This window comes from Streptomyces pratensis (assembly GCF_016804005.1).
Lineage (GTDB): Bacteria > Actinomycetota > Actinomycetes > Streptomycetales > Streptomycetaceae > Streptomyces > Streptomyces pratensis_A.
In genome coordinates this window covers 7965592-7988123 of sequence record NZ_CP051486.1, presented here as the reverse complement: position 1 = coordinate 7988123, position 22532 = coordinate 7965592, and the positions used below count along the sequence as shown (strand labels likewise).

Sequence of the window (22532 nt, the reverse complement as noted above, 5' to 3'; positions counted from 1 at the left end):
TACGTCAGGCTCAGCCCGTCTTGCTGTACGTCAGGCTCTGCCCGGAGGACGTGATCTCGCGGCGCAGGTTGCCGTCGGGCAGCAGCGTCAGGACGGTGGGCTTTCCCGGGGCGCACGACGACATCGGCTCACCTTCGGTGACCCGGGAGGACCCGAGGCGCACGGAATCGCCGGTGGAGGGCTCGCTCTCCAGGTCGGCCTGGAAGACGCAGCGGTACGAACCTCCCGTGTCGAGCGGGCCCTCGGCGGTGAGGGTCAGGACGCTGTCGCCCACCCCGCCCTGCCTGACCATGAGCTGTCGGGTGGACGTGCCGTCCGAGCCGACCTGGGCGGACCAGGTCCCCAGGAGTCCGGAAGGGACCGTGCCGTCGGCGTTCTTGCCGTCGTGCTCCGTGCCGTCCGCGTCCGTGCCGCCCTCGGACGATCCGGCCCCGTTGGTGGAGGAGGCCGTCGAGCCGTCGTCCGCGCTCCGCGTGAAGGTGTAGACGCCCCAGCCCGCCCCCGCGGCGACGAGCAGCGCCGCGGTGGCCAGCAACAGGGCCGGGCCCGCTCCGCGGCGGCGCGCCGGTGCGGGCGGGGCGAAGGCGCCGGCCGGTCCGTGCGGGGGAGTGGCGCCGGCCGGTCCGTGCGGAGGAGTGGGGCCGTATCCGTATCCGTGTACGGGAGCCTGCGGCCGGGGGTACCCGTACGCCTGCTGCTGTGCGGGTGCCTGGTGCGGCACGGTCGGGCCGACCCGGGTGGGGGCGGCCCGGTGCGTGACGGCGGGCGGCGGGACCGGTCCGGGAGGCGGCGTGGGCGCGGGCGCCGAAGGCGCCGTTCGCGGGGTCTGCTCCTGCTCCGGGACGTCCTCCTCCGGGTCCTCGGAATCCAGCAGTTCCACGGCGTGCCGGCCCAGTTGGGCGATCAGCGCACCGGGCAGCCACGGCTCCGCCGTGTCCGTGTCACCCAGCCGCTCCAGGACGGCATCGGTGGAGGGCCGCGCGGCCGGGTCCTTCGCGAGGCAGTCCCGGACCAGTTCGACCAGGTCGCCGGGCACGCCGGTGAGGTCCGGGTCCTCCTGCGCGATCCGGTACATCAGGGCGTGGCCCCCGCTGTCCGCCCCGCCGAACGGCAGCCGGCCGGTCACCGCGTACGCCAGCACGGACCCCAGGCAGAACACGTCGCACGCGGGCGTCACGCGTTCGCCCCGTACCTGCTCGGGTGCCATGAAGCCGGGTGAGCCGATCATCGCGCCGGTGCGTGTGAGGCCCCCGTCCGTGACGGTGTCCAGAGCCCGGGCGATGCCGAAGTCGATGACCCGGGGGCCGTCGATCGTCACCAGGACGTTGGACGGTTTCAGGTCGCGGTGGATCAGCCCGGCGCGGTGGATGTCCTGGAGAGCCCCCGCGAGCCCGGCGCCCAGGACCCTGACGGAGCGTCCGGGGAGCGGACCGTACGCCCCGGACTCGGCCACCGGGGCACCGGAGCGGCCCGAGACGATGCGGTGGAGCGAGGGGCCGGCGACGTAACCGGTGGCCACCCACGGCACCGCGTCGTCCACACCGGCGTCGAGCACCGGCGCCGTCCAGGAACCTCCGACCTTCCGGGCGGCCTGCACCTCCGCCCGGAAACGGTCGCGGAACTGCTGCTGTTCGGCGAGCTCGGGCCGGACCAGCTTGATGGCGACGGTACGGCCCCGGTCCGAGCGGGCCAGGAACACCTGGCCCATCCCGCCTGCGCCGAGCCGCCTCAACAGACGGTATCTGCCGATGCGTTGCGGATCGCCGGAGCTCAGCTCGTCCATGGTGCGCTTCCTCCCCGTGCGGCCGTGACGGCCCGTGGACCGAGAATAGCGGCGGACCTGGCCACGGACCGCCCGCGGCCCCGGGGAGGACGGCGCGGGCGGATCAGCCCCGGGAGGATTCCGGCGGCGACCCGGCCGGGGACGTCAGGGTGTCCATGGCGGCCGAGAGCCGTTCCAGGACCTGGACGGTACGCGCGAACTCCTCCTCGCCCAGTTCCCCTGCGAGCCGTTCCGCGAACTCCGCGTGGGCAGGGTCCATCCGGCTCACCGCGGCCCGGCCCTCCGCGGTGGGCCTGAGCAGCTTGGCCCGCCGGTGGGACGGATTCGCGACGTACTCGGCGAACCCCCGGTCCACCAGCAGATCCGCGATCCGCTGGACGCTCTGCCGGGTGATGCCCATCGCGCGGGCGATCCCGGACACGGGAAGCGGCTCGGCCAGGACCGCGCCGAGGACCTGCCACCGGGCCGCAGTGAGTCCGACCGGCCCGGCCAGTTCCTCGGCCACGGACAGGAACCTGCCGTTGAGCCGGAACACCCCGATCGCGGTGCGGCTGAGCCGGGCGCCGTTCTCGTCGTCCGTGGCGTTCTTCCCGCTCATCCTTCGAGCACCTCGTACGCGCTCGCGTCCGAGTCGTGGAAGAGCCGGTACCAGGCGTCCAGCTTCTTCGGCTCGAACACCCCGAGCAGGCCGAAGATCTCGCGGGCGAAGGCGACCGGCTCGGTCGGCCCCGCCGTGACGAGGGCGCCTCGCGGGGCCGTGCCGGAGGCCGCACCCGCGTCGGCGCCGGTCACCGCGTCGGCCTCCACGTAGTGCGCGCCGCCCGCGTATCCCGTGGCCGCGAGGTAGAACGACACCGCGCTCGTGTGGGCGCGGTCGTCGAGCAGCCCTTCGCGGGCCAGGCCCGCGGTCGCCCCGCAGATGGCCGCGACGGGCACACCCGCGTCGAGGAAGGTCCGCGCCGCACGGGCGAACGGAGCCAGGGCGTCGCCCGAGTCCCAGAGGGAGGCGCCGGTGAGGATCAGCAGCTCGCTGTCGCCGGGGTCCAGCTCGTCGAGCGCGAGGTCGGGCAGGACGCGCATCCCGCCCATGGTGGTGACGGGCGCGGTGGTGAGGCCGACGGTCCGCACGGTGCGGCCGTGCTGGGTGAGCTGCGCCGTGGCGAAGCCCGGCTCCCAGTCGGCGAAGGTGTCGTAGACGGCCAGGTGAACGGTCGTGCTGGTCATGATGGCCTCCGGTGGCGGGAACCTCGTGAACGCTGAACCTTATGACAGAAGGCTGTCATGATGACAGCATGCTGTCAATCGGGATGGTTCCGGGCGGGAACCCGACACCCTGCCGAGCGGGACGGCCCACGCCGTACACAGTGGCCATGGAGGACGGGCCGCACCGCCGCATACGCTCGCCGTATGAGCCCCGATGCCTCTCGCGCCCCGTACGTCGACTCCGAAGCGGGCGCGGCCGTGAAGGCCGCCGACCGCGCGCACGTGTTCCACTCCTGGTCCGCCCAGGGCCTGATCGACCCGCTCGCCGTCGCCGGCGCCGAGGGGGCGTATTTCTGGGATTACGACGGCAACCGCTACCTGGACTTCACCAGCGGTCTCGTCTTCACCAACATCGGCTACCAGCACCCCGTCGTCGTCGCCGCGATCCAGGAACAGGCGGGGAAACTCGCCACGTTCGCACCGGCGTTCGCCGTCGAGGCGCGTTCCGAGGCCGCCCGTCTGATCGCCGAGCGCACCCCTGGCGACCTGGACAAGATCTTCTTCACCAACGGCGGTGCGGAGGCCGTCGAGAACGCCGTCCGCATGGCCCGGCTGCACACCGGACGCCAGAAGGTGCTCTCCGCCTACCGCTCGTACCACGGTGCCACCGCCACCGCGATCAACCTGACCGGAGACCCGCGCCGCTGGGCGTCCGACACCGGTTCCGCGGGCGTCGTCCGCTTCTGGGCGCCGTTCCTCTACCGCTCGCCCTTCTACGCGCGGACGGAGGCCGAGGAGTGCGCCCGCGCGCTCCAGCACCTGGAGGACACCCTCGCCTTCGAGGGGCCGGCGACCGTCGCCGCCGTGGTCCTGGAGACCATCCCCGGTACGGCGGGCATCATGTCGCCGCCCCCCGGATACCTCGCGGGCGTACGGGAGATCTGCGACCGCCACGGGATCGTCTTCGTGCTGGACGAGGTGATGGCCGGGTTCGGGCGCACCGGCAAGTGGTTCGCCGCCGACCACCACGACGTCGTACCGGACCTGATGACGTTCGCGAAGGGCGTCAACTCCGGTTACGTACCGCTCGGCGGCGTCGCCATCAGCGCCGAGATCGCCGCCACCTTCGAGACACGCCCCTACCCGGGCGGGCTCACCTACTCCGGTCACCCGCTGGCCTGCGCCGCCGCCGTCGCCACGCTCAAGGTCATGGAGGACGAGAAGACCGTCGAGAGCGCCGCGCACCTGGGCGAGCACGTGCTCGGCCCCGGCCTGCGTGAACTCGCCGATCGCCACCCGTCCGTCGGCGAGGTGCGAGGGCTCGGCGCGTTCTGGGCGCTGGAGCTTGTCCGGGACAGGGAGACCCGCGAACCCCTGGTCCCGTACAACGCGACGGGCGAGGCCAACGCCCCGATGGCGGCCTTCGGCGCCGCCTGCAAGCAGAACGGCCTCTGGCCCTTCATCAACATGAACCGCACCCATGTCGTCCCCGCCTGCAACATCACCGAGGCCGAGGCGAAGGAAGGGCTCGCGGCCCTGGACGCCGCCCTTTCGGTCGCCGACGAGCACACCGTGTAGACGGCACCGGACACGACGCCCTCCCCCGTGCCCGGAAGCGGGCACTTGCCCTGGCTTATGGTGACCCAAGCCGAGAACGGGAGGGGGCGTCATGGGTGCGAGCGGAGGTGTGACCCGCAGTACGCTGCGGCAGCAGATCGCCGACGCACTGCGTGACGAGGTGCTCGCGGGGCGTCTGCGGCCACGGCTGGAGTTCACCGTCAAGCAGATCGCCGAGCAGTACGGAGTGTCCGCGACGCCCGTCCGGGAGGCGCTCTTCGACCTCTCCGCGCAGGGACTGCTCGAATCCGACCAGCACCGTGGCTTCCGGGTCCGCGAATTCACCGTCGCCGACTACCGGTCGATGGTGGAGGCGCGGGCCCTGGTCATAGACGGGGTGTTCCGGGGAATCTTCGACGGGTCCGGTTCGGCGCCCCTCGTGCTCGGCGCCCACCGGGCCGCCCTCGTCTCCGTACGCCGCCGGGCCGAGGAGGCCGCACGGGCCGCGCGCAGCGGCGACCTCGACATCCTCATCGGCTACGACCTGCGGTTCTGGCGGGAGCTCGGCACGGTCATCGGCAACACCTACATCAACGAGTTCCTGCAACGGCTGCGCATGCAGGCCTGGGCGTTCGCCGTGCCGTATCTGCGCGGGGACGCCGACGTGTGCGACTGGCTGTGGAACGGACACCAGGAACTGGTGGAGGCGATCGCGGCCGCCGACGGGCCCGCCGTACGGGCGGTGCTGGACGCCTACTACGCGCACGGGCTGAACTGGGCGGACCGGCTGGCCGCCGGAAACCCCCCGCACCCGGGCCACGGCTGAGCGCACACCGGTCCGCGGCCGGGCTGTCCTCCGGTCTGCGGACCGTCCGCCTTCCGGCCCGGGCGGGCAGGGGAGCGCCCGGGCTGTCCTCCGCTCTGCGGAACCTCTGCCCTCCGGTCCGGGCCGGCGAGGGAGCGTCCGGGCTGTCCTCCGGTCCGGGCCGGCGAGGGAGCGCCCAGGCTGTTCTCCGGTCCGGGTAGGCAGGCGACTGTCCGGGCTGTCCCGGCGGTCCGCGGACCGTCGGCCCTCCGGTCCCGGCCGGCAAGGGGCCGGTCCGGCCCGCCCTCCGGCTCGCGGACCGCCCGCACCCTGTGCGCGCGGTCCCGGCCGCATTACGCTTGCCCGACCATCGCACGAACCGTTGGAGAGCGAGACTTCGTGGCCTGTGACCTGTGGCTGGTCCCCCTCGTCGATGTGCTGTGCCACAGCCCCGACAACCCGTTCGCCGAAGAGATCGCCGTCTACGACAAGGCGTTGACGGAGGCAGGGCTGCCGCCCGTGCCCGTCTACGCCTACATGCCAGGACTCACCGGGGACGTCGCCCCGGTCGCGGGCTTCGACTACGACGCCCTGCACTTCCTGCGGCGCGCCTACCTGCTCCAGCTGAGCGGCCTCGCCGTCACGCCCGTCGACGAACTGGGCGGTGACTACGAACAGTTGCTGGAGATGTTCGAGCAGAGTGCGCAGGAGTCGCACCTGGTCTGGCATTACGACCACGCCGGAGCCTACGTGCCGGTGGACTTCCCCAATCCGCTCTCCGACGACCAGCTCCTGGAGGGCGGCGGTCCGCTCGGCTCCTCCCACGGCCTGCTGCGCGAGCTCGAGTTCGTCGCCCCGTCCCTCGGTATCGATCCGGCCAACCCGCCGGCCGCGCCCCTTCCGCCCGCGGGTCCGACCACGCTGGAGGAACCGGCCGCCCCGGTTCCGTACGACGACAGCCCCTTCGCCAGGGAGCGGCACGTCTGGCTCGGCCTGCACACGGCGGCCACCCGCAGCCTCGCGCAGGGCTCGATGATCATCTTCAGCTGATCCGTCGCGTCCGCCGGGCCGCCCGCCGTCCCGCTCCTCCGGCAGGGCGGCTCCGGCGTCAGCGGGGCGGCTCCGGCGGCCGCTGGCGCGGCATGTTCGGCCTGGCCACCGGCAGGGTGAGCCGGCCGGGGGCGGCCCCGTGCTCGGGGCGGCCGCCCGGCCCGCCCGACACCAGCGACTGCATTCCCATGGGCGCGGGGCCGGCCCGGAACTCCACCATCCAGTCGGCCGTCTCCATGCGGACGAGCTCGGTGATGTCCTCCGAGAAGCGGCGCAGGACACCCAGGCACCGCTCCGCGGCCTCGCTGGCGGTGCCCTCCGTCGGGCCCAGCACCTCCCGGACGGACTCGGAGGACCAGTCGAACTGCAGCACCTGGAGGCGCCGTTGCACGGCCTGTGCCGTCGCGAGGTTCCTTATCCAGCCGGACGTCAGCCCGAAGTACCGGTCGCACGCCATGCAGGCGGCGCCCAGGAGCAGCGACAGATACCCCCAGCCGGCCGAGCCGTGCAGTTGCCCGGTCAGATCGAGGAGGGGGAGTGCCGCGCCCGCGACCAGCCCGGCCGCCGTGCCGAGCCGGAGCGCTCTGGCCGTGCGCCGCTTCCGGACCCGGTCGCGCAGGTACCAGTCGGCGGTCTCCATGGCGCCGGCCTCGACCCAGCGGTAGAGCTCGTCGAGCCGTTCGGCGGGCTCGCCCCAGTCGCCGAGGGGGAAGGCGCGGCCGGTCAGGTCCCGGGGGCTCGAACCGTAGCGCGGACCGGACCATGCGGTTCCGGTGCCGGCACCGGAACCCGCGCCGGGCTCCTTGCGGGGCGGCCCTTCGGGCTGCATCTCCGGCTGACTCACCGGGGCACTCCTCTGCACTCTGCGTTCGGCGCGTATCGACGCGGGATCGGCACGGTTCTCGGTCAGGGGCGGGACTGATACCGGCATATGACCGGGGCCCCACTCGTGTAACTCTGCGTTACCTTCACTATGTGTATGGGTACGGATACGCATGCTCTTCCTACCGCCGAATGGTGGGCCGCGGGGTCGAAATCGCTGGATTCCCGGGTGGACATGGCCTCTGGTCAGGTATAGGAGCAGGGCAGGCACTTTTCAGAACTCACCCGAAAGAGTTGGTCCCCGGCGGGTGGGGCACGGTGTCCGGCGAACACGTAGGCTCGGCGTACCGAAACAATCCGTCGTCGAAGTGCCAGGAGTGACCGTGATTCCCGGTGGTGGCCAGCCCAACATGCAGCAGCTGCTCCAGCAGGCCCAGAAGATGCAGCAGGATCTCGCCGTGGCCCAGGAGGAGCTGGCCAGGACCGAGGTCGAGGGACAGGCGGGCGGTGGCCTCGTGAAGGCCACCGTGACCGGGTCCGGCGAGCTCCGCGCCCTGGTGATCGACCCGGGTGCGGTGGACCCGGAGGACACCGAGACGCTCGCCGATCTCGTGGTCGCCGCGGTCCAGGCCGCGAACGAGAACGCGCAGCAGCTCCAGCAGCAGAAGCTGGGCCCGCTGGCCCAGGGCCTCGGCGGCGGCATGCCGGGTCTTCCGTTCTGACCCTGTAGCTACTCAGGCGTACCGGATACGGTGCGAGCAGGAAAAAAAGGAAAGGCGTTCCGTTGTACGAAGGCGTGGTTCAGGAGCTGATCGACGAGCTGGGCAGGCTGCCGGGCGTCGGTCCCAAGAGCGCGCAGCGGATCGCATTCCACATCCTGCAGGCCGAGCCCACCGACGTACGCCGTCTGGCCCATGCCCTCCTCGAGGTCAAGGACAAGGTCCGCTTCTGCGAGATCTGCGGCAACGTCGCCCAGCAGGAGCAGTGCGGCATCTGCCGCGACGCGCGCCGCGACCGCTCGGTCATCTGCGTGGTCGAGGAACCCAAGGACGTCGTCGCGATCGAGCGGACCCGTGAGTTCCGGGGCCGCTACCACGTACTCGGCGGCGCGATCAGTCCCATCGAGGGCGTCGGCCCGGACGACCTGCGCATCAGGGAGCTGCTGGCCCGGCTCGCGGACGGCTCCATCACGGAGCTGATCCTCGCGACGGACCCCAACCTGGAGGGCGAGGCCACCGCGACGTACCTCGCCCGGATGGTCAAGCCGATGGGCCTGCGGGTCACACGGCTGGCCAGCGGGCTGCCCGTGGGTGGCGACCTGGAGTACGCGGACGAGGTCACCCTCGGACGCGCCTTCGAGGGGAGGCGGCTGCTCGATGTGTGACCAGGCATCTGACTGCGGCTTTACGTGCGGCGGCGCTATGTTCTACACACCGTTCGCGACCCTGCCCACGGGAGGTCCCCTCGATGTCTGACGCCACGCTGAACTCCGTCACGCAGGATCCGGACGACTTCGCCGTCCAGGTCGCGGACCAGATCAAGACGTTCATCGTCGCGGTCACCGAGGTCTCCAAGGCCGAGGAGCCCGAAGAGGCCGTTCCGGTCCTGCTCCTCCAGGTCTCCCAGCTCCTGCTGGCCGGCGGGAGGCTCGGCGCGTACGAGGACATCCTCCCGGACGAACGCTACGAGCCGGACCTGGGAGCCGAACCGGACGCCGACGGGCTGCGTGAGCGCTTCGCGGAGCTCCTGGAGCCCATCGACGTCTACTCCGAGGTCTTCGACCCGTACGAGCCCCGCAAGGCGCCCGTGCCCCACCGCATCTCCGACGACCTGGCCGACCTGGTCACGGACCTGGGACACGGCCTCGCGCACTACGAGGCCGACCGCACGGCGGAGGCCATGTGGTGGTGGCAGTTCTCGTACTTCTCCAACTGGGGCTCCACCGCTTCGGCGGCCCTGCGCGCGCTCCAGTCCCTGATCGCCCACATCCGGCTGAACCAGCCGCTGCAGGAGCTCGACGGCCTGGACACGGACCAGGACCCGGGCGACGGGGACCTGGCCGAGGAGGCGGGGCGCGTGATGGCCGAGGAGATCGCGGGGCCGCTGGGCCTGCGGCCGGTCCTGTAGCCGCAGGGCCTCTGTGGTGGGCGTCCGGTCCTCCTGTGCGGCGTGCGGCGCGCGTCCGGTCCTCCTGCGCGTCCGTGCGTCGTGCGTCCGGTGTGCATCCGTTGACCGGCGCGTCCGGCCTGTCCAGCGCGTCGGCGGTGTGGGGCCTGCCGCCCGGTGCCGCCCGCCGTGGTGCCTGTGCCCGCTGTGCTGCCTGTGCCCGTTGTGCTCCCTGTGCCTGTCGGGCGGCTGGTGCCGCCTGTGTCCTGGGACACAAACAGGCGTGCGGTGGGGGCAAGGGGGCAACAGTCCGGTACGAGCAGTTCGGAACGGCACTCCGTACCAACCGGTGGGCGGGACATCTCACCATTCGGTACCGACGGGTCGATTCCGGACTGCTCGTTAGACTGAGCCGACCGCACCATTATTGAGCGAGGAGCGCACGTGGGCCTTGTCGTGCAGAAGTACGGAGGCTCCTCCGTAGCCGATGCCGAAGGCATCAAGCGTGTTGCCAAGCGAGTCGTCGACGCCAAGAAGAACGGCAACCAGGTGGTTGTCGTGGTGTCCGCGATGGGCGACACGACGGACGAGTTGATCGATCTCGCCGAGCAGGTATCCCCGATGCCTGCCGGGCGTGAGTTCGACATGCTGCTGACCGCCGGAGAGCGGATCTCCATGGCCCTGCTGGCCATGGCGATCAAAAACCTGGGCCATGAGGCCCAGTCGTTCACGGGCAGCCAGGCCGGTGTCATCACCGACTCGGTCCACAACAAAGCGCGCATCATCGATGTCACGCCCGGCCGCATCCGGACCTCGATCGACGAGGGCAACATCGCCATCGTCGCCGGGTTCCAGGGCGTGAGCCAGGAGGGCAAGAACATCACGACCCTCGGTCGCGGTGGTTCCGACACGACCGCTGTCGCGCTGGCCGCCGCGCTGGACGCCGAGGTCTGTGAGATCTACACCGATGTGGACGGTGTCTTCACCGCCGACCCCCGGGTCGTGAAGAAGGCCCGGAAGATCGACTGGATCTCCTTCGAGGACATGCTGGAGCTGGCGGCGTCCGGCTCCAAGGTGCTGCTGCACCGCTGCGTCGAGTACGCACGCCGTTACAACATCCCGATCCATGTCCGCTCGTCCTTCTCCGGACTGCGCGGCACCTGGGTCAGCAACGAGCCGCAAGGGGACCAGCAGGTGGAGCACGCCATCATCTCCGGAGTCGCCCACGACGTCTCCGAGGCAAAGGTCACGGTCGTCGGCGTTCCCGACAAGCCGGGCGAGGCCGCCGCGATCTTCCGCGCCATCGCGGACGCGGAGATCAACATGGACATGGTGGTGCAGAACGTCTCCGCCGCGTCGACCGGTCTGACGGACATCACGTTCACCCTGCCCAAGGCCGAGGGCCGCAAGGCCATCGACGCCCTGGAGCGCAGCCGCGCGGGCATAGGGTTCGAGTCCCTGCGCTACGACGACCAGATCGCCAAGATCTCCCTCGTCGGCGCGGGCATGAAGACCAACCCGGGGGTCACCGCCGGCTTCTTCGAGGCGCTGTCGAACGTCGGTGTGAACATCGAGCTGATCTCGACGTCCGAGATCCGCATCTCGGTGGTCACCCGTGTCGACGACGTCAACGAGGCCGTGCGCGCCGTGCACTCCGCCTTCGGTCTCGACAGCGACTCCGACGAGGCCGTCGTCTACGGGGGCACCGGCCGATGACGGGACGCCGCCCCTCGCTCGCGGTCGTCGGTGCGACCGGGGCGATCGGCGGCGTCATGCTCCAGATCCTCTCGCAGCACGAGGACGTCTGGGGCGAGGTCAGATTGATCGCCTCGCCGCGCGCGGCCGGCACCAAGCTGGTCGTACGCGGTGAGGAGACCGAGGTCCTCGCGCTCGCCGAGGACGTGTTCGACGGGGTGGACGTAGCCCTGTTCCTGGTGCCGGACGAGGTGTCCGCGCAGTGGGGGCCGGTCGCCGCCGCCAAGGGCGCCGTGGTCGTGGACGACTCCGGCGCCTTCCGGCTCGACGACGACGTGCCTCTCGTCGTCCCCGAGATCAATCCCCATGCCGTGCGGCTGAGACCGCGCGGCATCGTGGCGTCCCCGAAGTGCACGACACTGTCGCTGATCGTCGCGGTCGGAGCGCTGCACGCCGAATTCGGGTTGCGGGAGCTGATCGTCTCGTCCTACCAGGCGGTGAGCGGTGCGGGCCGGGACGGCGTCGCCGTGCTCCGTGAGCAGCTGGCCCTGGTCGCGGGCACGGAGCTGGGTACACGCCCGGGAGACGTACGGCGCGCTCTGGGCGACGGGGACAAGAGCCCTTTCGCCGCCCCCGTCGCGCTGAATGTGGTGCCGTGGGCCGGGACCGACGCCGGGGACGGCTGGTCGTCCGAGGAACTGGCGATCCGTGAGGAGTGCCGGAAGGTCCTGGGGCTGCCGGACCTGAAGGTGACGGCGACCTGTGTGTACGTGCCTGTCATCGCGACGCATTCCATGTCCGTGCACGCCCGCTTCGAGAACGAGGTGTCCGTGGCCCGGGCGCACGAAATCCTGGCGACCGCGCCAGGGGTGGTGCTCTTCGACAGTCCGGCGGCCGGTGACTTCCCCACACCGTCCGATGTCGTCGGTACGGACCCGACCTGGGTGGGCCGGGTGCGGCAGTCGATGGACGATCCGCATGCCGTCGAGATGTTCATCTGCGGCGATAATCTCCGAAAAGGCGCGGCTCTCAACGTGGCCCAGATCGCCGAATCGGTGGCCGGGGAATTCTCTCGTACCTGATCGAACCTGTTTTGTAGGATCTGTGTGCGCCCTGTGGGTAACTTGCTGGTCTGGAGCTCTTGAGCTGGGGCGTTGTCATATCCGACGATGATCTCCTGGCTCCCCGCAACCGCTAGGCGGATGCGACGCGTCTATGCCGTCACTTCATGCGCGGCTGGGTACGTTTTCGGGGCATTTGGGGAAGAGCAGGTACGAATGAGGGCATGTCGCACAGCATCGAACGCGGTGCCGTACGCGTACAACCCTGACGGGGGGAAGCGTGTCCAACTGGCGTGGCAGAGGTTCTCGACATCACAGTGGTGGGCCCGTTGCGAGGCGCTTCGGTGCGTCCGCTCCGGAGGCCCCGCGCAGCCGGCGGTATGCCGGTGATCGCGCCCATGCCCGCTGCGCGACCCACCCGGCTGCCTTCGCAGCGCGGCGAGGGCGCTGAGGGGACGGTGGCGGCAGGAACGACGGTCGACCATCTCACCGAGACCTATCGCGCCCACTACCGCTCACTGCTGGGCCTCGCGGCGCTCCTGCTGGACGACACAGCGTCCTGCGAGGACGTGGTGCAGGAGGCGTTCATCCGGGTGCACTCGGCGCGAAACCGTGTGCGCGATCCGGAGAAGACGCTCGCGTACCTCCGCCAGACCGTGGTCAACCTGTCCCGCTCCGCCTTGCGTCGGCGCATCCTCGGGCTGAAGCTCCTCTCCAAGCCGATGCCGGACATGGCGAGCGCGGAGGAGGGCGCGTACGACCAGTTGGAGCGGGACGCGCTGATCAAGGCGATGAAAGGGCTGCAGCGCCGCCAGCGTGAGGTGCTGGTCCTGCGCTACTTCTCGGACATGACGGAGGCTCAGGTCGCCGATACCCTGGGGATATCGCTCGGTTCGGTGAAGGCGTACGGCTCCCGGGGCATTGCGGCACTGCGCGTTGTGATGGAGGCGCAGGCATGAGCGGGCCCGAGCACAGGCACGACGATGACCGGACTGGAAACGAGATTGTGAACCACGGGCCGGAGGACACCCCGAAAACCGATCCGGAGCAGGACGGTGAACGGAAGCAGGACCAGGAAGCGGTCGACGGCGGCAAAGCCGCCTCACCGCCCACCGCCCGAGGTGCGGACCCTGCCGTTCAGGACTCCGACAGCCGTGACTCGGCCGGTCAGGACTCCGACAGCCGTGAATCGGCCGACCGTGACTCGGGTGGCCATGACTCGGGTGGTCAGGCCGCAGGGCCCGGTTCCGGCGGTGGCACGCTGACCGACCTCTTCGGGGGCGGGGGCGGGGGCAGCAAGGGTGGCGGCGCTCCAGGCGGCTCGGGCGGTTCCGGCGGCTTCGGTGGCTCGGGTGGCTTCGGTGGCGAAGACATCGACGAGGTCGCGCTGCGCCGCATGCTGCGCGGTGCCGTACAGGAACTCGAGCCCGCCGATGGCACCCTCGACCATCTGCACCGCGCGGTGCCCGCCCGGCGTGCCAGGCGGAGGCAGGGCGTGGTGGGTGCAGCGGCCGCAGCACTGCTGATCGGCACGGCGGTCCCCGCCTTCGTCCATGTCGCGAATTCGGGCGGCTCGGCCACCGCCAACCCTGCCATCGCCGGTCACGGCCAGCAGGCCCAGGGAGGCAGCGGCGAGGAGGTCGGCGCCGACGCCGACGGCGGGAAGACGGCTGGGCCTGAGAGCCGCCGGAGCGAGGGCGCTGAGGGCGAGACCGGTAATCCGACGGCTCCGTCGCGAGGAACGGACTCCGGTTCCGAGAGCAGCGGCACCGAGGGCCAGGACGACCTCCCGGGTTCCGAGGCGGCGGCCACCACGGCCTGCGCCCCCGGCCAGCTGGGGGTCGCGTCGGCCGAGTCGGGTGCGGCCGGTGCGGACGGCACGGTGTACGGGTCCTTCAGGATCGCCAATGTGTCCGGTGACGCCTGCTCGGTGACCAGCAACGGCACTGTCGGCTTCCAGGCGGCGGGTGCCGCAGACCCGTTGAAGATCACGGTGGTCCAGCACACCCCGGGTGACCCCGCGGCCGGGCTGCCCGATCCGTCTCTGGAGCCGGGGACCGTGTTCCTGAAGCCGACGATGACGTACGAGGTGCGCTTCGCGTGGGTGCCCTCGGACACCTGTCCGACCACCGGCGGCTCGCCCAGCCCGACGCCCACGGACGGCGACGGCGGAGGCGGCGAGGGCGCAGGGACGGACGCCGGTACGACGGACACCGCAGTGCAGTTCGGCAGCGCTGACGAGGGCCCGGCGGACGGCAGCATCGCGGTCACACACACTCCCGAGGAGGGTGCGCCGACCGCGCAGACCACGATCGCCAATGCGTGCGCCGGAACCATCTACCGCACAGGCGTTCTCGACGCCTCCTAGCCGGATTCGGCTCCCGGACACGGAAGCGGATACGCGCGGGTACGAAAGCCGGCGCGGGCGCGGATGCGTAAGCGGACACGCGCGGGTACGGAAACGGGCCCGTAGGTGCGGAAACGGTTGCGCGGGTACGGGTACGGAAGTGCGCGCGGGTACGGGCGCAGAGAGGGGCGGGGCCCGCCAGGAACTTCCGGGTTCCGGCGGGCACGCCCGTTCCAGCCGTGCCTGTCGCGAGCCCTGCCCGGCCTGACACGGGTTGCCGCGGTGCTCTCTGCCGGCGCAGGACCCTGACCGTTCCGGCCGCGAGCCTCAGGGATATCCCTCGCCGGTTTCCGCCGGTGTGTCGCAGAACCCCGTTCCTGCCACGCGTCCCGGGTGGTGCCTGCCGCAGGCGCGTCTGTTCCTGCCCCGGGCCCTGGCCTCGGGGAGCCTGTCGTGGGCTCGTCTGCTGTTCCTGGCACGGGTCCCCGGCGGTGCCTGTCGCGGCCCTGTCTGTTCCTGCCCCGGGTTACGGAGAGCTTGTCCGGGCTCGTCTGTTCCTGGCACGGGTCCCCGGCGGTGCCTGTCGCAGACCCCGCCTGCTCCTGCCGGGGCCCGGAGGGCCTGTCGCGGGCCCCAGGGGTGTTCGTCGCCGGCTTCCGGTGTTGTCCGCCTCGGGTTCCGGCGGTCTCTGCCGCGCGGGTCGTGGCCGGTGTACGTCGTGGGACTCCGTCAGTCGGCGTCGGCGGCGAGTCCGAGCTGCACGTCGCGTGCGGCCTCCGCCTCGCGGCGCACCAGCCTGAACCACATGAAGAGCACGAAGCCGCCGAAGACGAACCACTCGCCGGTGTAACCGAGGTTCTGGAAGGCCTTCAGATCGAGTCCGCTGCCCTGCGCCGCCGCCGCGGGCACGGGCTGGATTCCATCGTCAGCGCCACCTGTCTCCGATGCGGGCAGGGTCACCCAGGCGTCGTACACGTCGTACGGGACGAGGTTCACGAGGGAAGCCGCGCTGATCATGCCGAGCTGACCCTCGGGGAGTCCGCCGCTCAGGTCGACGCCAGTGGTGCCGCTGTTCTCCGAGGCCTGCAGATCGCCCGTCACCGTGACCTCGCCGGCAGGCGCCGGAGGCACCTCGGTGCTGCCAGGAGTGCCGGCCAGCCAGCCTCGCACCACGGGCAGCGCCTTGCCGCTTTCGGTGCGCAGCAGATCCAGCACGTAGAAGCCGTCACGGTCGTCCAGCTTGCGGCCGGGGACCAGGAACTGGTCGGCGTACGTACCGGTCGCCACGGCCGGACGGCCCGAGGTCTCCGTGCTCACGGGGAGGAGACCGTCGAGTGGCTCCGGGGAACGGGTTCCTGGATCAGGGCGTTTCTCGGCCTCCTCGTGCGTCTGGACGCGGTCCTCGAAACGGCCGAGCTGCCATGTACCCATGAACACGCAGAAGGGGATGGCCAGCACGACGAAGAGGTTGATCCCCCACCACCGCGGGGTCAGCAGGAACCGGTACACCCCTCCAAGGTACGGTTCCCCGCTCCGGGCCCCCGGAGCGGGGTGCACCATTTATCCGGACCTTATGCCATCATGCCGTCGGGCTCTCCTCCTCGCGGCCTTGCACGTGGTCCCCGGCCGGTGCGCGTCCGAGATGGCGCAGCGCGAAGTCCAGCTCCAGTCGTACCTGCTTGATCCGCTCCTCCACGACGAGCGAGCCGTGCCCCGCGTCGTAGCGGTACACCTCGTGGACCGCGCCACGGGCCGCTAGGCGGTCGACGTAGTTCTCCACCTGACGGATCGGGCAACGCGGGTCGTTGACGCCCGCGGAGATGTAGACCGGGGCGCGCACCGCGTCCACATAGGTCAGCGGGGACGAGGCCTCGAAACGCTCGGGCACCTCCTCCGGCGTCCCGCCCAGCAGCGTGCGGTCCATCGCCTTCAGGGCTTCCATCTCGTCGTGATAGGCGGTGACGTAGTCGGCGACCGGGACCGCCGCCAGGCCGAGGGCCCAGGCATCCGGCTGCGTACCGAGCCCGAGCAGGGTCAGATAGCCGCCCCACGACCCACCGGCCAGCACCAGCCGATCCGGGTCCGAGAGCCCTGACTTCACCGCCCAGTCCCGGACAGCAGCGATGTCCTCCAGCTCGATCAGGCCGACCCGGTGCTTCAGCGCGTCCGTCCAGGCGCGGCCGTAGCCCGTCGACCCCCGGTAGTTGACCCGCACGACCGCGAAGCCGTGGTCCACCCACGCGGCCGGGCCCGACGCGAAGGCGTCGCTGTCGTGCCAGGTCGGCCCGCCGTGTATCTCGAAGACCGTGGGGAACGGGCCGTCGCCGGTGGCCGGAGTCTGCACCAAGGCGTGGACACGGCCTCCAGGACCGTCCACCCAGGCGTCCCGCACCGGCACCGAGGCCGGAGCCTTCGCCCCAGGCGGATCGAGGACGACAGAACCAGTGGTGGACCGTACGGCGGGCGGCTGCGCGGCCGAGGACCACAGATACTCCACCGTGCCGTCCGGACGGGCCGTGGCGCCCGACACCGTCCCGGAGGGAGTCTCGACCCTGACCGGCTCAGCAGCGCCCGGCTCGTACCGCCACAGCTCGCTACGGGCCTCGAAGCTGTGCTCGATCAGCAACGCGGATCCGTCCGGATACCACTCGGCGCCCGCGTCCCCGGGCAGATCGACCCGCAGGTCCGTCTGTGTGCCCGCCACCGGGTCCCAGATCATCGGCTCCCACCGCCCGCGCCGCTGATGCCCGATCAGCAGCCGGCTGTCCCCGGCCACCGGGGCGAAGCCCAGCACCGCCAGGCCCAGCTCCTTCGTGCCGCCCTCCGTGTCGTCCAGCTCGGCGACCGTCGAACCGTCGGGGCGCACCACCCGCAGTGCGGAGTGCATCGCGTCGCCGTGCTCCGTGTGTTCCAGGGCGATCAGCGTTCCGTCATGGGACAGGTCGCCGACTCCGGCGGACTCCCGGTGCCGGTAGATCTCGACCGGCTCAGCCCCGGCGCGCACCAGGTGAACGGTCGTGCCGTCCTCGTCCGTGGAGCGGCCGACCACCGCGGCGCCGTCACGGCCGATCGCGAGCCCGGCCGGGTAGGAGGGTTCCAGACCGGGCGTGGCCGGCTCGTCCGCACCGCCGTCGAACGGTTGCCGCATCCACACGCCGAACTCGTCGCCGTCGGTGTCGGCGAACCACCAGACGGCGCGGCCGTCCGGTGTCAGCACCCCGTCCGTCGTCCCGTTGGGCCGGTCCGTGACCTGGCGCTGCTTTCCGGTCGCCCGGTCCCACGCGTACAGCTCGTAGGTACCGGTGGCGTTGGAGACGAAGAGCGCTCGGTCGGGGGCGTCCTCGGCCCAGTCGGGCAGGGACACCCGCGCGGCGCGAAAACGCTGCTCCCACTGCGGAGGCTCCTGCTCCCGCTCCGGTACGGACGCGTCGTTCTGTGTGTCGCTCATGACCTTATCCAACCCGATGTGGCGCACCACCGGGCAGCCTGTGGATAACTGTTCGCACACACCTCCAGCCTGTGGGTAACTTCTGGGCATGTACTCATCGACGCCCGACGACTGGCGTGAGGCCAACCGAGCACGCTGGGACGAACGCGTGCCCATCCACGCGGCAAGTGACTTCTACGACCTGGATGCCTTCCGGGCGGGCAAGGACGCTCTGCGCGACTTCGAGCTCGCGGAGGTCGGTGATGTGACCGGCCGGACCCTCCTGCATCTGCAGTGCCACATCGGCCTCGACACCCTGTCGTGGGCGCGCCACGGCGCCGCCCAGGTCGTGGGCCTCGACTTCTCCGAGCCCGCCGTCGAGACCGCGGGCCGGCTCGCCAGGTCGCTGGGTCTGCCGCCGGAGCGGGCCGTGTTCGTCGCGTCCGATGTGTACGACGCCGCCCAGGCAGTGCCGGACTCCGCGTACGACATCGTCTACACCGGGCTCGGTGCGCTGAACTGGCTTCCGGACGTGGTCCGCTGGGCGGAGGTGGTGGCTTCGCTGGTCGCACCCGGCGGGTTCCTCTACCTGGCGGAGTTCCACCCCCTGACCGATTGCCTGGACGACGGCACCGGCTCGACGGTCACCTACGACTACTTCAGCCGCGACCCGTGGGTGGAGGAGTCGCCGGGCACGTACGCCGATTTCGACGCCACCACCGTCCACAACCGCAGCGTCGAGTGGCAGCACCCCGTGGGTGAGGTCGTTTCGGCTCTGGCGGCGGCCGGGCTGCGGATCGACTTCCTGCACGAGCACGATGCCTCGCTTTTCGCCCGCTACCCGGCGCTGGTGCGGCATGCGGACGGCTACTACCGCTTTCCGCAGGACCGTCCCCGTATCCCGATGATGTACTCGGTCAAGGCATCGCGACCGGTCAGCGGCTGACGCGGTCCTCTCCTCGCACCGATTGTCAGTGGGGGGCGTCACACTCGGGGGCATGACTGAGACGGGCGACAGCGACGGTGCGGCGTGGGGTGCGGCCGAGGTGCGGGACGCGGTGGAGGCCTACTGGGCCGCAGCGGACGCCCGCGACTGGAGCGCGTTCGCCACCACCCTCGCCGACGAGTTCGTGTACGACCTGCCGCAGAGCCGCGAGCGCATTCTCGGCAAGGAGCGCTACGTGCAGTTCAACCGGGAGTACCCGGGGGAGTGGCAGGTCCGGATCGAGCGGATCGTGGCCGACGGGGAGGCCCGTCAGGCCGCCGTGCGGACCCTGGTCACCGTCGGACCGGAAGAGATACCCGCCGTCCACTTCTTCACGCTCGACACGGAGGGCAGGATCGCCGAGGTGACGGACTTCTGGCCCGAGCCCTACGAGCCCCCGGCAGGCAGGGAGCACCTGACCGAGCGGTACTGAGCCCGGATCCCCCGCGTGGACCCGCCCGCCGCGCCCAGACCTCCGGCAGAGAGCGCCGGTGGTGGTGCCGCGTTGCGCCGGGCAGGTCCGCTCTGCAGCGCTACGCCGCGGAGTTGAAGGCCGGGAGGTAGCCGTTCGACTGCCCGACGGCCTTCGGGTGGTAGGAGTTGGTGACCGGGATCGACACGCTGTGGATCCACGCGTCACCCGAGCAGAGCTCGTGGCCGGTGAATTCGTCCACCACGCTGGAATAGGTGAACCCCGCGTCCGCCGCCCGCTTGGCGAGCACCCCGTTCAGCACGTCCGAGGCGTTGTTGATGGCCCCGCGCTCGGTCTCGGTGAGGCCGGCGATGCAGGTCCCCGACAGCTTGTAGAAGCGCGGGTATCCCAGGACCACCACGTGGGCCTGCGGAGCACGCGAACGGATGCCTGCGTAGAGGGAGTCGAGCCTGCCGGGCAGCGAGTTCTGCGTCGCCGAGACCGCGGTGTTCACCCTGCTCACGCAGGCGGCCTCGCTCTGCAGCACGCACGTCTGCATGACGTCCGCGAACCCGACGTCGTTGCCGCCGGCCGTGACGCTGACGAGCGTGGTCGACGAGCTCAGGGCACCCAGCTGACCGCTGGACACGGAGGACGTGGTCGCACCGGAACAGGCGACGAATGCGAACGACGAAGGGGCGTTCGCGTTCCTCCAGAGGTAGGGGTAGGCGTTGGTGCTGCGTTTGCAGTCGCCGCTCTCCGAGGTGTAGCTGCCGGCGCCGACTCCTGAGGAGTAGGAGTCACCGAGAGCAACGTAGTTGTCGCCGGCGGCGGATGCCGGTTGAGCGATGCCGAGCGCGGCCACGGAGGCGATCGCGAGGGTGAAGACGGACGCCCGGAAGGTTCGTACTGACATGGCTGCCAGCCCTTCGAAATGTGGGGGACGAGTGGGGAGTTCGTGGGGCGAGCACGTTTGTAGCAGCTCCCGGTACTCGGCGGTAATGGCCTCGCGGAAAGTCGTCTGATATGCCCGAAGGATCGTTCGGGAGACGATGCTCCGCGCGTAGATAAACCTTCAAGAGGCCCTCGAAACGGTGAAGTTACGGGTCTCTCCGGCACCCCTCGCGACTCCTCTGAGTCACCTTGGGGGGAGTGCTCGCCGGTTCGAGCGTCAGGCGCGGCCCGTCGCCGCTCTGCCTTCACAGCTGACCTGTGCACGGCGGCCCCGTACCGCACAGAGCCCACCGCTGCGGCTACTCGCAGCACTTGGGGCGGCAGCCGCCGCGCACACGGCTGCGGCCGCCAGGAGACCTGGCGGCCGCAGTGCGTGGGGAAAGGGGCGTGACTACAGCGTTCGCTCCAGGCGGTCCGCCATCAGCCTGCTGAAGCGCGAGGGGTCACTCAGCTCGCCGCCGTCCGAGAGGAGCGCCAGTCCGTGGACGAGCTCGGCCGTCTCGGCGAGTTCGGTGCCGACGCCCTCCTCGCCGCTCTGCTCGGTGTACGCCTTCTTCAGCCCGCCGATCAGTGCGTGCGAGGGATTGAGTTCCAGGATGCGCTTGACCTGCGGCACCTCCTGGCCCATGGCGCGGTACATGTTCTCCAGGGCCGGGGTGACATCGTGCGTGTCCGAGACGATGCAGGCGGGCGAGACGGTGAGCCGTGAGGAGAGGCGTACCTCCTTCACGGTGTCGCCCAGCTGCTCCGTCATCCAGGTCAGCAGACCGGCGTAGTCCTGCTGCTGCTTCTCGCGCTCGGCCTCGACCTCCTTCTTCTCCTCGTCGGTGTCCAGGTCGACCTCGCCCTTGGAGATGGACTGGAGCGGCTTTCCGTCGAACTCGGGGACGGACTGGACCCAGACCTCGTCGACCGGGTCGGTCAACAGGAGCACCTCGAAGCCCTTGGCGCGGAAGGCCTCCATGTGGGGCGAGCTCTCCATGGCCGCGCGGGACTCGCCCGTCATGAAGTAGATCTGCTCCTGGCCCTCCTTCATCCGCTCAACGTACGAGCGCAGGGTGGTCAGCCCTTCCTCGTCCTGGGTCGAGGAGAACGAGGAGATCTCCAGGATCGCGTCACGGTTCTCGAAGTCCTGGAACAGTCCTTCCTTCAGGACCCGGCCGAATTCCTTCCAGAACGTCGCGTACTTCTCAGGGCTGCCGGACCTCATGTCCTTCACCGTGGAGAGCACCTTCTTCACCAGGCGCCGCCGCATCATCTCGATCTGGCGGTCCTGCTGAAGGATCTCGCGCGAAACATTGAGAGACAGGTCCTGTGCGTCGACCACGCCCTTGACGAAGCGGAGGTACGTCGGCATCAGCGCTTCGCAGTCATCCATGATGAATACGCGCTTCACATAGAGCTGAACTCCACGCTTGTGGTCCTGCATGAAAAGGTCCTGCGGCGCGTGGGCCGGCAGGAAGAGCAGGGCCTGGTATTCGAAGGTGCCCTCCGCCTGCATGCGGATGGTTTCCAGCGGGTCGGTCCAGTCGTGGCTGATGTGCTTGTACAGCTCGCTGTACTCCTCATCGGTCACGGAGTCCTTCGACCGGGCCCACAGGGCCTTCATCGAGTTGACCGTCTCGACCTCCGGCTCGGCGCCCTCCTCGGCTCCCGCCGCTGCCATGCGGATGGGCCAGGTGATGAAGTCCGAGTAGCGCTTGACGATCTCCCTGATCTTCCAGGGCGACGTGTAGTCGAAGAGCTTGTCCTCGGCGTCCTCGGGCTTGAGTCGCAGCGTGACCGAGGTGCCCTGCGGTGCGTCGTCGACGGGCTCGACGGTGTACGTCCCCTCGCCGCTGGAATTCCAGCGCGTGCCAGTGTCCTCGCCGGCCCGCCGTGTCAGCAGGGTGACCTCGTCGGCGACCATGAAGCTCGAATAGAAGCCGACACCGAACTGTCCGATGAGTTCCTCGGAAGCGGTGGCGTCCTTGGCTTCCTTCAATTCCTGGAGGAATTTCGCGGTACCGGAATTTGCGATAGTTCCGATCAGCTGCACGACCTCGTCGTGCGACATGCCGATTCCGTTGTCGCGCACGGTCAGCGTGCGGTTCTCCTGGTCGGCCTCGATGGCGATATGGAGGTCGGACGAGTCAGCCTTGAGCGTGTCGTCCCGGAGAGTTTCCAGTCGCAGCTTGTCCAGCGCGTCCGAAGAATTAGAAATGAGCTCACGCAGGAATACATCCTTGTTCGAGTAAATCGAATGGATCATCATCTGCAGGAGCTGGCGCGCTTCTACCTGAAACTCGAACGTCTCGGCCGGCATGGGTGCGGGATCCCTTTCCT

Annotated in this window: 20 protein-coding genes; 12 read left to right on the top strand and 8 right to left on the bottom strand. The window is 70.2% G+C overall.

Annotated elements, in window-relative coordinates; genetic code table 11:
- Window positions 1-10: 10 nt before the first annotated feature.
- The 3 genes from HED23_RS33635 to HED23_RS33625 form a co-directional block, all read right to left on the bottom strand.
- Window positions 11-1783 (bottom strand): serine/threonine-protein kinase, encoded by a 1773-nt coding sequence (locus HED23_RS33635; RefSeq protein WP_203187079.1) that lies wholly within the window; start codon window positions 1781-1783, stop codon window positions 11-13.
- 103 nt (window positions 1784-1886) lie between these two features.
- Window positions 1887-2381, bottom strand: coding sequence for a MarR family winged helix-turn-helix transcriptional regulator (locus HED23_RS33630; protein WP_203187078.1), 495 nt, complete (start codon window positions 2379-2381; stop codon window positions 1887-1889).
- Window positions 2378-3007: a DJ-1/PfpI family protein gene (locus tag HED23_RS33625; RefSeq protein ID WP_203187077.1), complete on the bottom strand. Its 630-nt coding sequence runs from the start codon at window positions 3005-3007 to the stop codon at window positions 2378-2380. The genes HED23_RS33630 and HED23_RS33625 overlap by 4 nt, the downstream gene beginning before the upstream one ends.
- A gap of 183 nt (window positions 3008-3190) precedes the next feature.
- Here HED23_RS33625 and HED23_RS33620 point away from each other — a divergent pair, with 183 nt between their 5' ends.
- From HED23_RS33620 to HED23_RS33610, 3 genes are all read left to right on the top strand, one after another.
- Window positions 3191-4564 (top strand): aspartate aminotransferase family protein, encoded by a 1374-nt coding sequence (locus HED23_RS33620; protein WP_203187076.1) that lies wholly within the window; start codon window positions 3191-3193, stop codon window positions 4562-4564.
- Window positions 4565-4655: 91 nt separating this feature from the next.
- Complete coding sequence (locus tag HED23_RS33615) at window positions 4656-5369, top strand: GntR family transcriptional regulator (protein WP_203187075.1); 714 nt, start codon at window positions 4656-4658, stop codon at window positions 5367-5369.
- Between the two features lie 378 nt (window positions 5370-5747).
- A complete protein-coding gene (locus HED23_RS33610) occupies window positions 5748-6398 on the top strand; it encodes a hypothetical protein (protein ID WP_203187074.1) in 651 nt (216 codons plus the stop codon).
- 58 nt (window positions 6399-6456) lie between these two features.
- Here HED23_RS33610 and HED23_RS33605 read toward each other — a convergent pair whose 3' ends face one another.
- Window positions 6457-7242, bottom strand: coding sequence for an SLATT domain-containing protein (locus HED23_RS33605; RefSeq protein WP_203187073.1), 786 nt, complete (start codon window positions 7240-7242; stop codon window positions 6457-6459).
- A 361-nt stretch (window positions 7243-7603) separates the two neighbouring features.
- Between HED23_RS33605 and HED23_RS33600 the strand changes: the two genes are divergently transcribed.
- From HED23_RS33600 to HED23_RS33570, 7 genes are all read left to right on the top strand, one after another.
- The gene (locus HED23_RS33600) at window positions 7604-7942 is read left to right on the top strand and encodes a YbaB/EbfC family nucleoid-associated protein (protein ID WP_033296990.1); all 339 of its coding nucleotides are present in this window, start codon (window positions 7604-7606) and stop codon (window positions 7940-7942) included.
- A gap of 62 nt (window positions 7943-8004) precedes the next feature.
- Window positions 8005-8604, top strand: a complete 600-nt coding sequence (gene recR, locus HED23_RS33595) for a recombination mediator RecR (RefSeq protein ID WP_099173476.1) — start codon at window positions 8005-8007, stop codon at window positions 8602-8604.
- Window positions 8605-8687: 83 nt separating this feature from the next.
- Window positions 8688-9347 carry a DUF5063 domain-containing protein gene (locus HED23_RS33590; protein ID WP_203187072.1) on the top strand — a complete coding sequence of 220 codons (660 nt, stop codon included), beginning with the start codon at window positions 8688-8690 and terminating at the stop codon, window positions 9345-9347.
- Between the two features lie 423 nt (window positions 9348-9770).
- The gene (locus tag HED23_RS33585) at window positions 9771-11042 is read left to right on the top strand and encodes an aspartate kinase (protein WP_203187071.1); all 1272 of its coding nucleotides are present in this window, start codon (window positions 9771-9773) and stop codon (window positions 11040-11042) included.
- The gene (locus tag HED23_RS33580; RefSeq protein WP_203187070.1) at window positions 11039-12103 is read left to right on the top strand and encodes an aspartate-semialdehyde dehydrogenase; all 1065 of its coding nucleotides are present in this window, start codon (window positions 11039-11041) and stop codon (window positions 12101-12103) included. Before HED23_RS33585 ends, HED23_RS33580 begins: the two co-directional genes overlap by 4 nt.
- Window positions 12104-12462: 359 nt before the next feature.
- Complete coding sequence (locus tag HED23_RS33575; protein ID WP_203187747.1) at window positions 12463-13041, top strand: SigE family RNA polymerase sigma factor; 579 nt, start codon at window positions 12463-12465, stop codon at window positions 13039-13041.
- Window positions 13038-14450: a hypothetical protein gene (locus HED23_RS33570; protein ID WP_203187069.1), complete on the top strand. Its 1413-nt coding sequence runs from the start codon at window positions 13038-13040 to the stop codon at window positions 14448-14450. The genes HED23_RS33575 and HED23_RS33570 overlap by 4 nt, the downstream gene beginning before the upstream one ends.
- Window positions 14451-15158: 708 nt before the next feature.
- Here the strand turns inward: HED23_RS33570 and HED23_RS33565 are convergent.
- Together HED23_RS33565 and HED23_RS33560 are read right to left on the bottom strand one after the other, a co-directional pair.
- Complete coding sequence (locus tag HED23_RS33565; RefSeq protein WP_203187068.1) at window positions 15159-15938, bottom strand: SURF1 family protein; 780 nt, start codon at window positions 15936-15938, stop codon at window positions 15159-15161.
- A 70-nt stretch (window positions 15939-16008) separates the two neighbouring features.
- Window positions 16009-17877 carry a S9 family peptidase gene (locus HED23_RS33560; protein WP_203187067.1) on the bottom strand — a complete coding sequence of 623 codons (1869 nt, stop codon included), beginning with the start codon at window positions 17875-17877 and terminating at the stop codon, window positions 16009-16011.
- Between the two features lie 88 nt (window positions 17878-17965).
- Here HED23_RS33560 and HED23_RS33555 point away from each other — a divergent pair, with 88 nt between their 5' ends.
- Window positions 17966-18802, top strand: a complete 837-nt coding sequence (locus HED23_RS33555; protein WP_203187066.1) for a class I SAM-dependent methyltransferase — start codon at window positions 17966-17968, stop codon at window positions 18800-18802.
- Between the two features lie 52 nt (window positions 18803-18854).
- Window positions 18855-19274 (top strand): nuclear transport factor 2 family protein, encoded by a 420-nt coding sequence (locus HED23_RS33550; RefSeq protein ID WP_203187065.1) that lies wholly within the window; start codon window positions 18855-18857, stop codon window positions 19272-19274.
- Window positions 19275-19374: 100 nt separating this feature from the next.
- Here HED23_RS33550 and HED23_RS33545 read toward each other — a convergent pair whose 3' ends face one another.
- Both HED23_RS33545 and htpG read right to left on the bottom strand, forming a co-directional pair.
- Window positions 19375-20169, bottom strand: coding sequence for an SGNH/GDSL hydrolase family protein (locus HED23_RS33545; protein ID WP_203187064.1), 795 nt, complete (start codon window positions 20167-20169; stop codon window positions 19375-19377).
- A 429-nt stretch (window positions 20170-20598) separates the two neighbouring features.
- Entirely contained in the window at window positions 20599-22512 is a 1914-nt protein-coding gene (gene htpG, locus HED23_RS33540) for a molecular chaperone HtpG (RefSeq protein WP_203187063.1), read from the bottom strand.
- Window positions 22513-22532 lie beyond the last annotated feature (20 nt).

Bases quoted from the DNA above. Each gene is read 5' to 3' on its own strand.
- HED23_RS33580 (WP_203187070.1), top strand. From the start codon at position 11,039: ATGACGGGACGCCGCCCCTCGCTCGCGGTCGTCGGTGCGACCGGGGCG.
- HED23_RS33630 (WP_203187078.1), bottom strand. From the start codon at position 2,381: ATGAGCGGGAAGAACGCCACGGACGACGAGAACGGCGCCCGGCTCAGC.
- HED23_RS33590 (WP_203187072.1), top strand. From the start codon at position 8,688: ATGTCTGACGCCACGCTGAACTCCGTCACGCAGGATCCGGACGACTTC.
- HED23_RS33560 (WP_203187067.1), bottom strand. From the start codon at position 17,877: ATGAGCGACACACAGAACGACGCGTCCGTACCGGAGCGGGAGCAGGAG.
- htpG (WP_203187063.1), bottom strand. From the start codon at position 22,512: ATGCCGGCCGAGACGTTCGAGTTTCAGGTAGAAGCGCGCCAGCTCCTG.
- HED23_RS33625 (WP_203187077.1), bottom strand. From the start codon at position 3,007: ATGACCAGCACGACCGTTCACCTGGCCGTCTACGACACCTTCGCCGAC.
- HED23_RS33635 (WP_203187079.1), bottom strand. From the start codon at position 1,783: ATGGACGAGCTGAGCTCCGGCGATCCGCAACGCATCGGCAGATACCGT.
- HED23_RS33545 (WP_203187064.1), bottom strand. From the start codon at position 20,169: ATGTCAGTACGAACCTTCCGGGCGTCCGTCTTCACCCTCGCGATCGCC.
- HED23_RS33615 (WP_203187075.1), top strand. From the start codon at position 4,656: ATGGGTGCGAGCGGAGGTGTGACCCGCAGTACGCTGCGGCAGCAGATC.
- HED23_RS33575 (WP_203187747.1), top strand. From the start codon at position 12,463: ATGCCGGTGATCGCGCCCATGCCCGCTGCGCGACCCACCCGGCTGCCT.
- HED23_RS33570 (WP_203187069.1), top strand. From the start codon at position 13,038: ATGAGCGGGCCCGAGCACAGGCACGACGATGACCGGACTGGAAACGAG.
- HED23_RS33555 (WP_203187066.1), top strand. From the start codon at position 17,966: ATGTACTCATCGACGCCCGACGACTGGCGTGAGGCCAACCGAGCACGC.
- HED23_RS33620 (WP_203187076.1), top strand. From the start codon at position 3,191: ATGAGCCCCGATGCCTCTCGCGCCCCGTACGTCGACTCCGAAGCGGGC.
- HED23_RS33550 (WP_203187065.1), top strand. From the start codon at position 18,855: ATGACTGAGACGGGCGACAGCGACGGTGCGGCGTGGGGTGCGGCCGAG.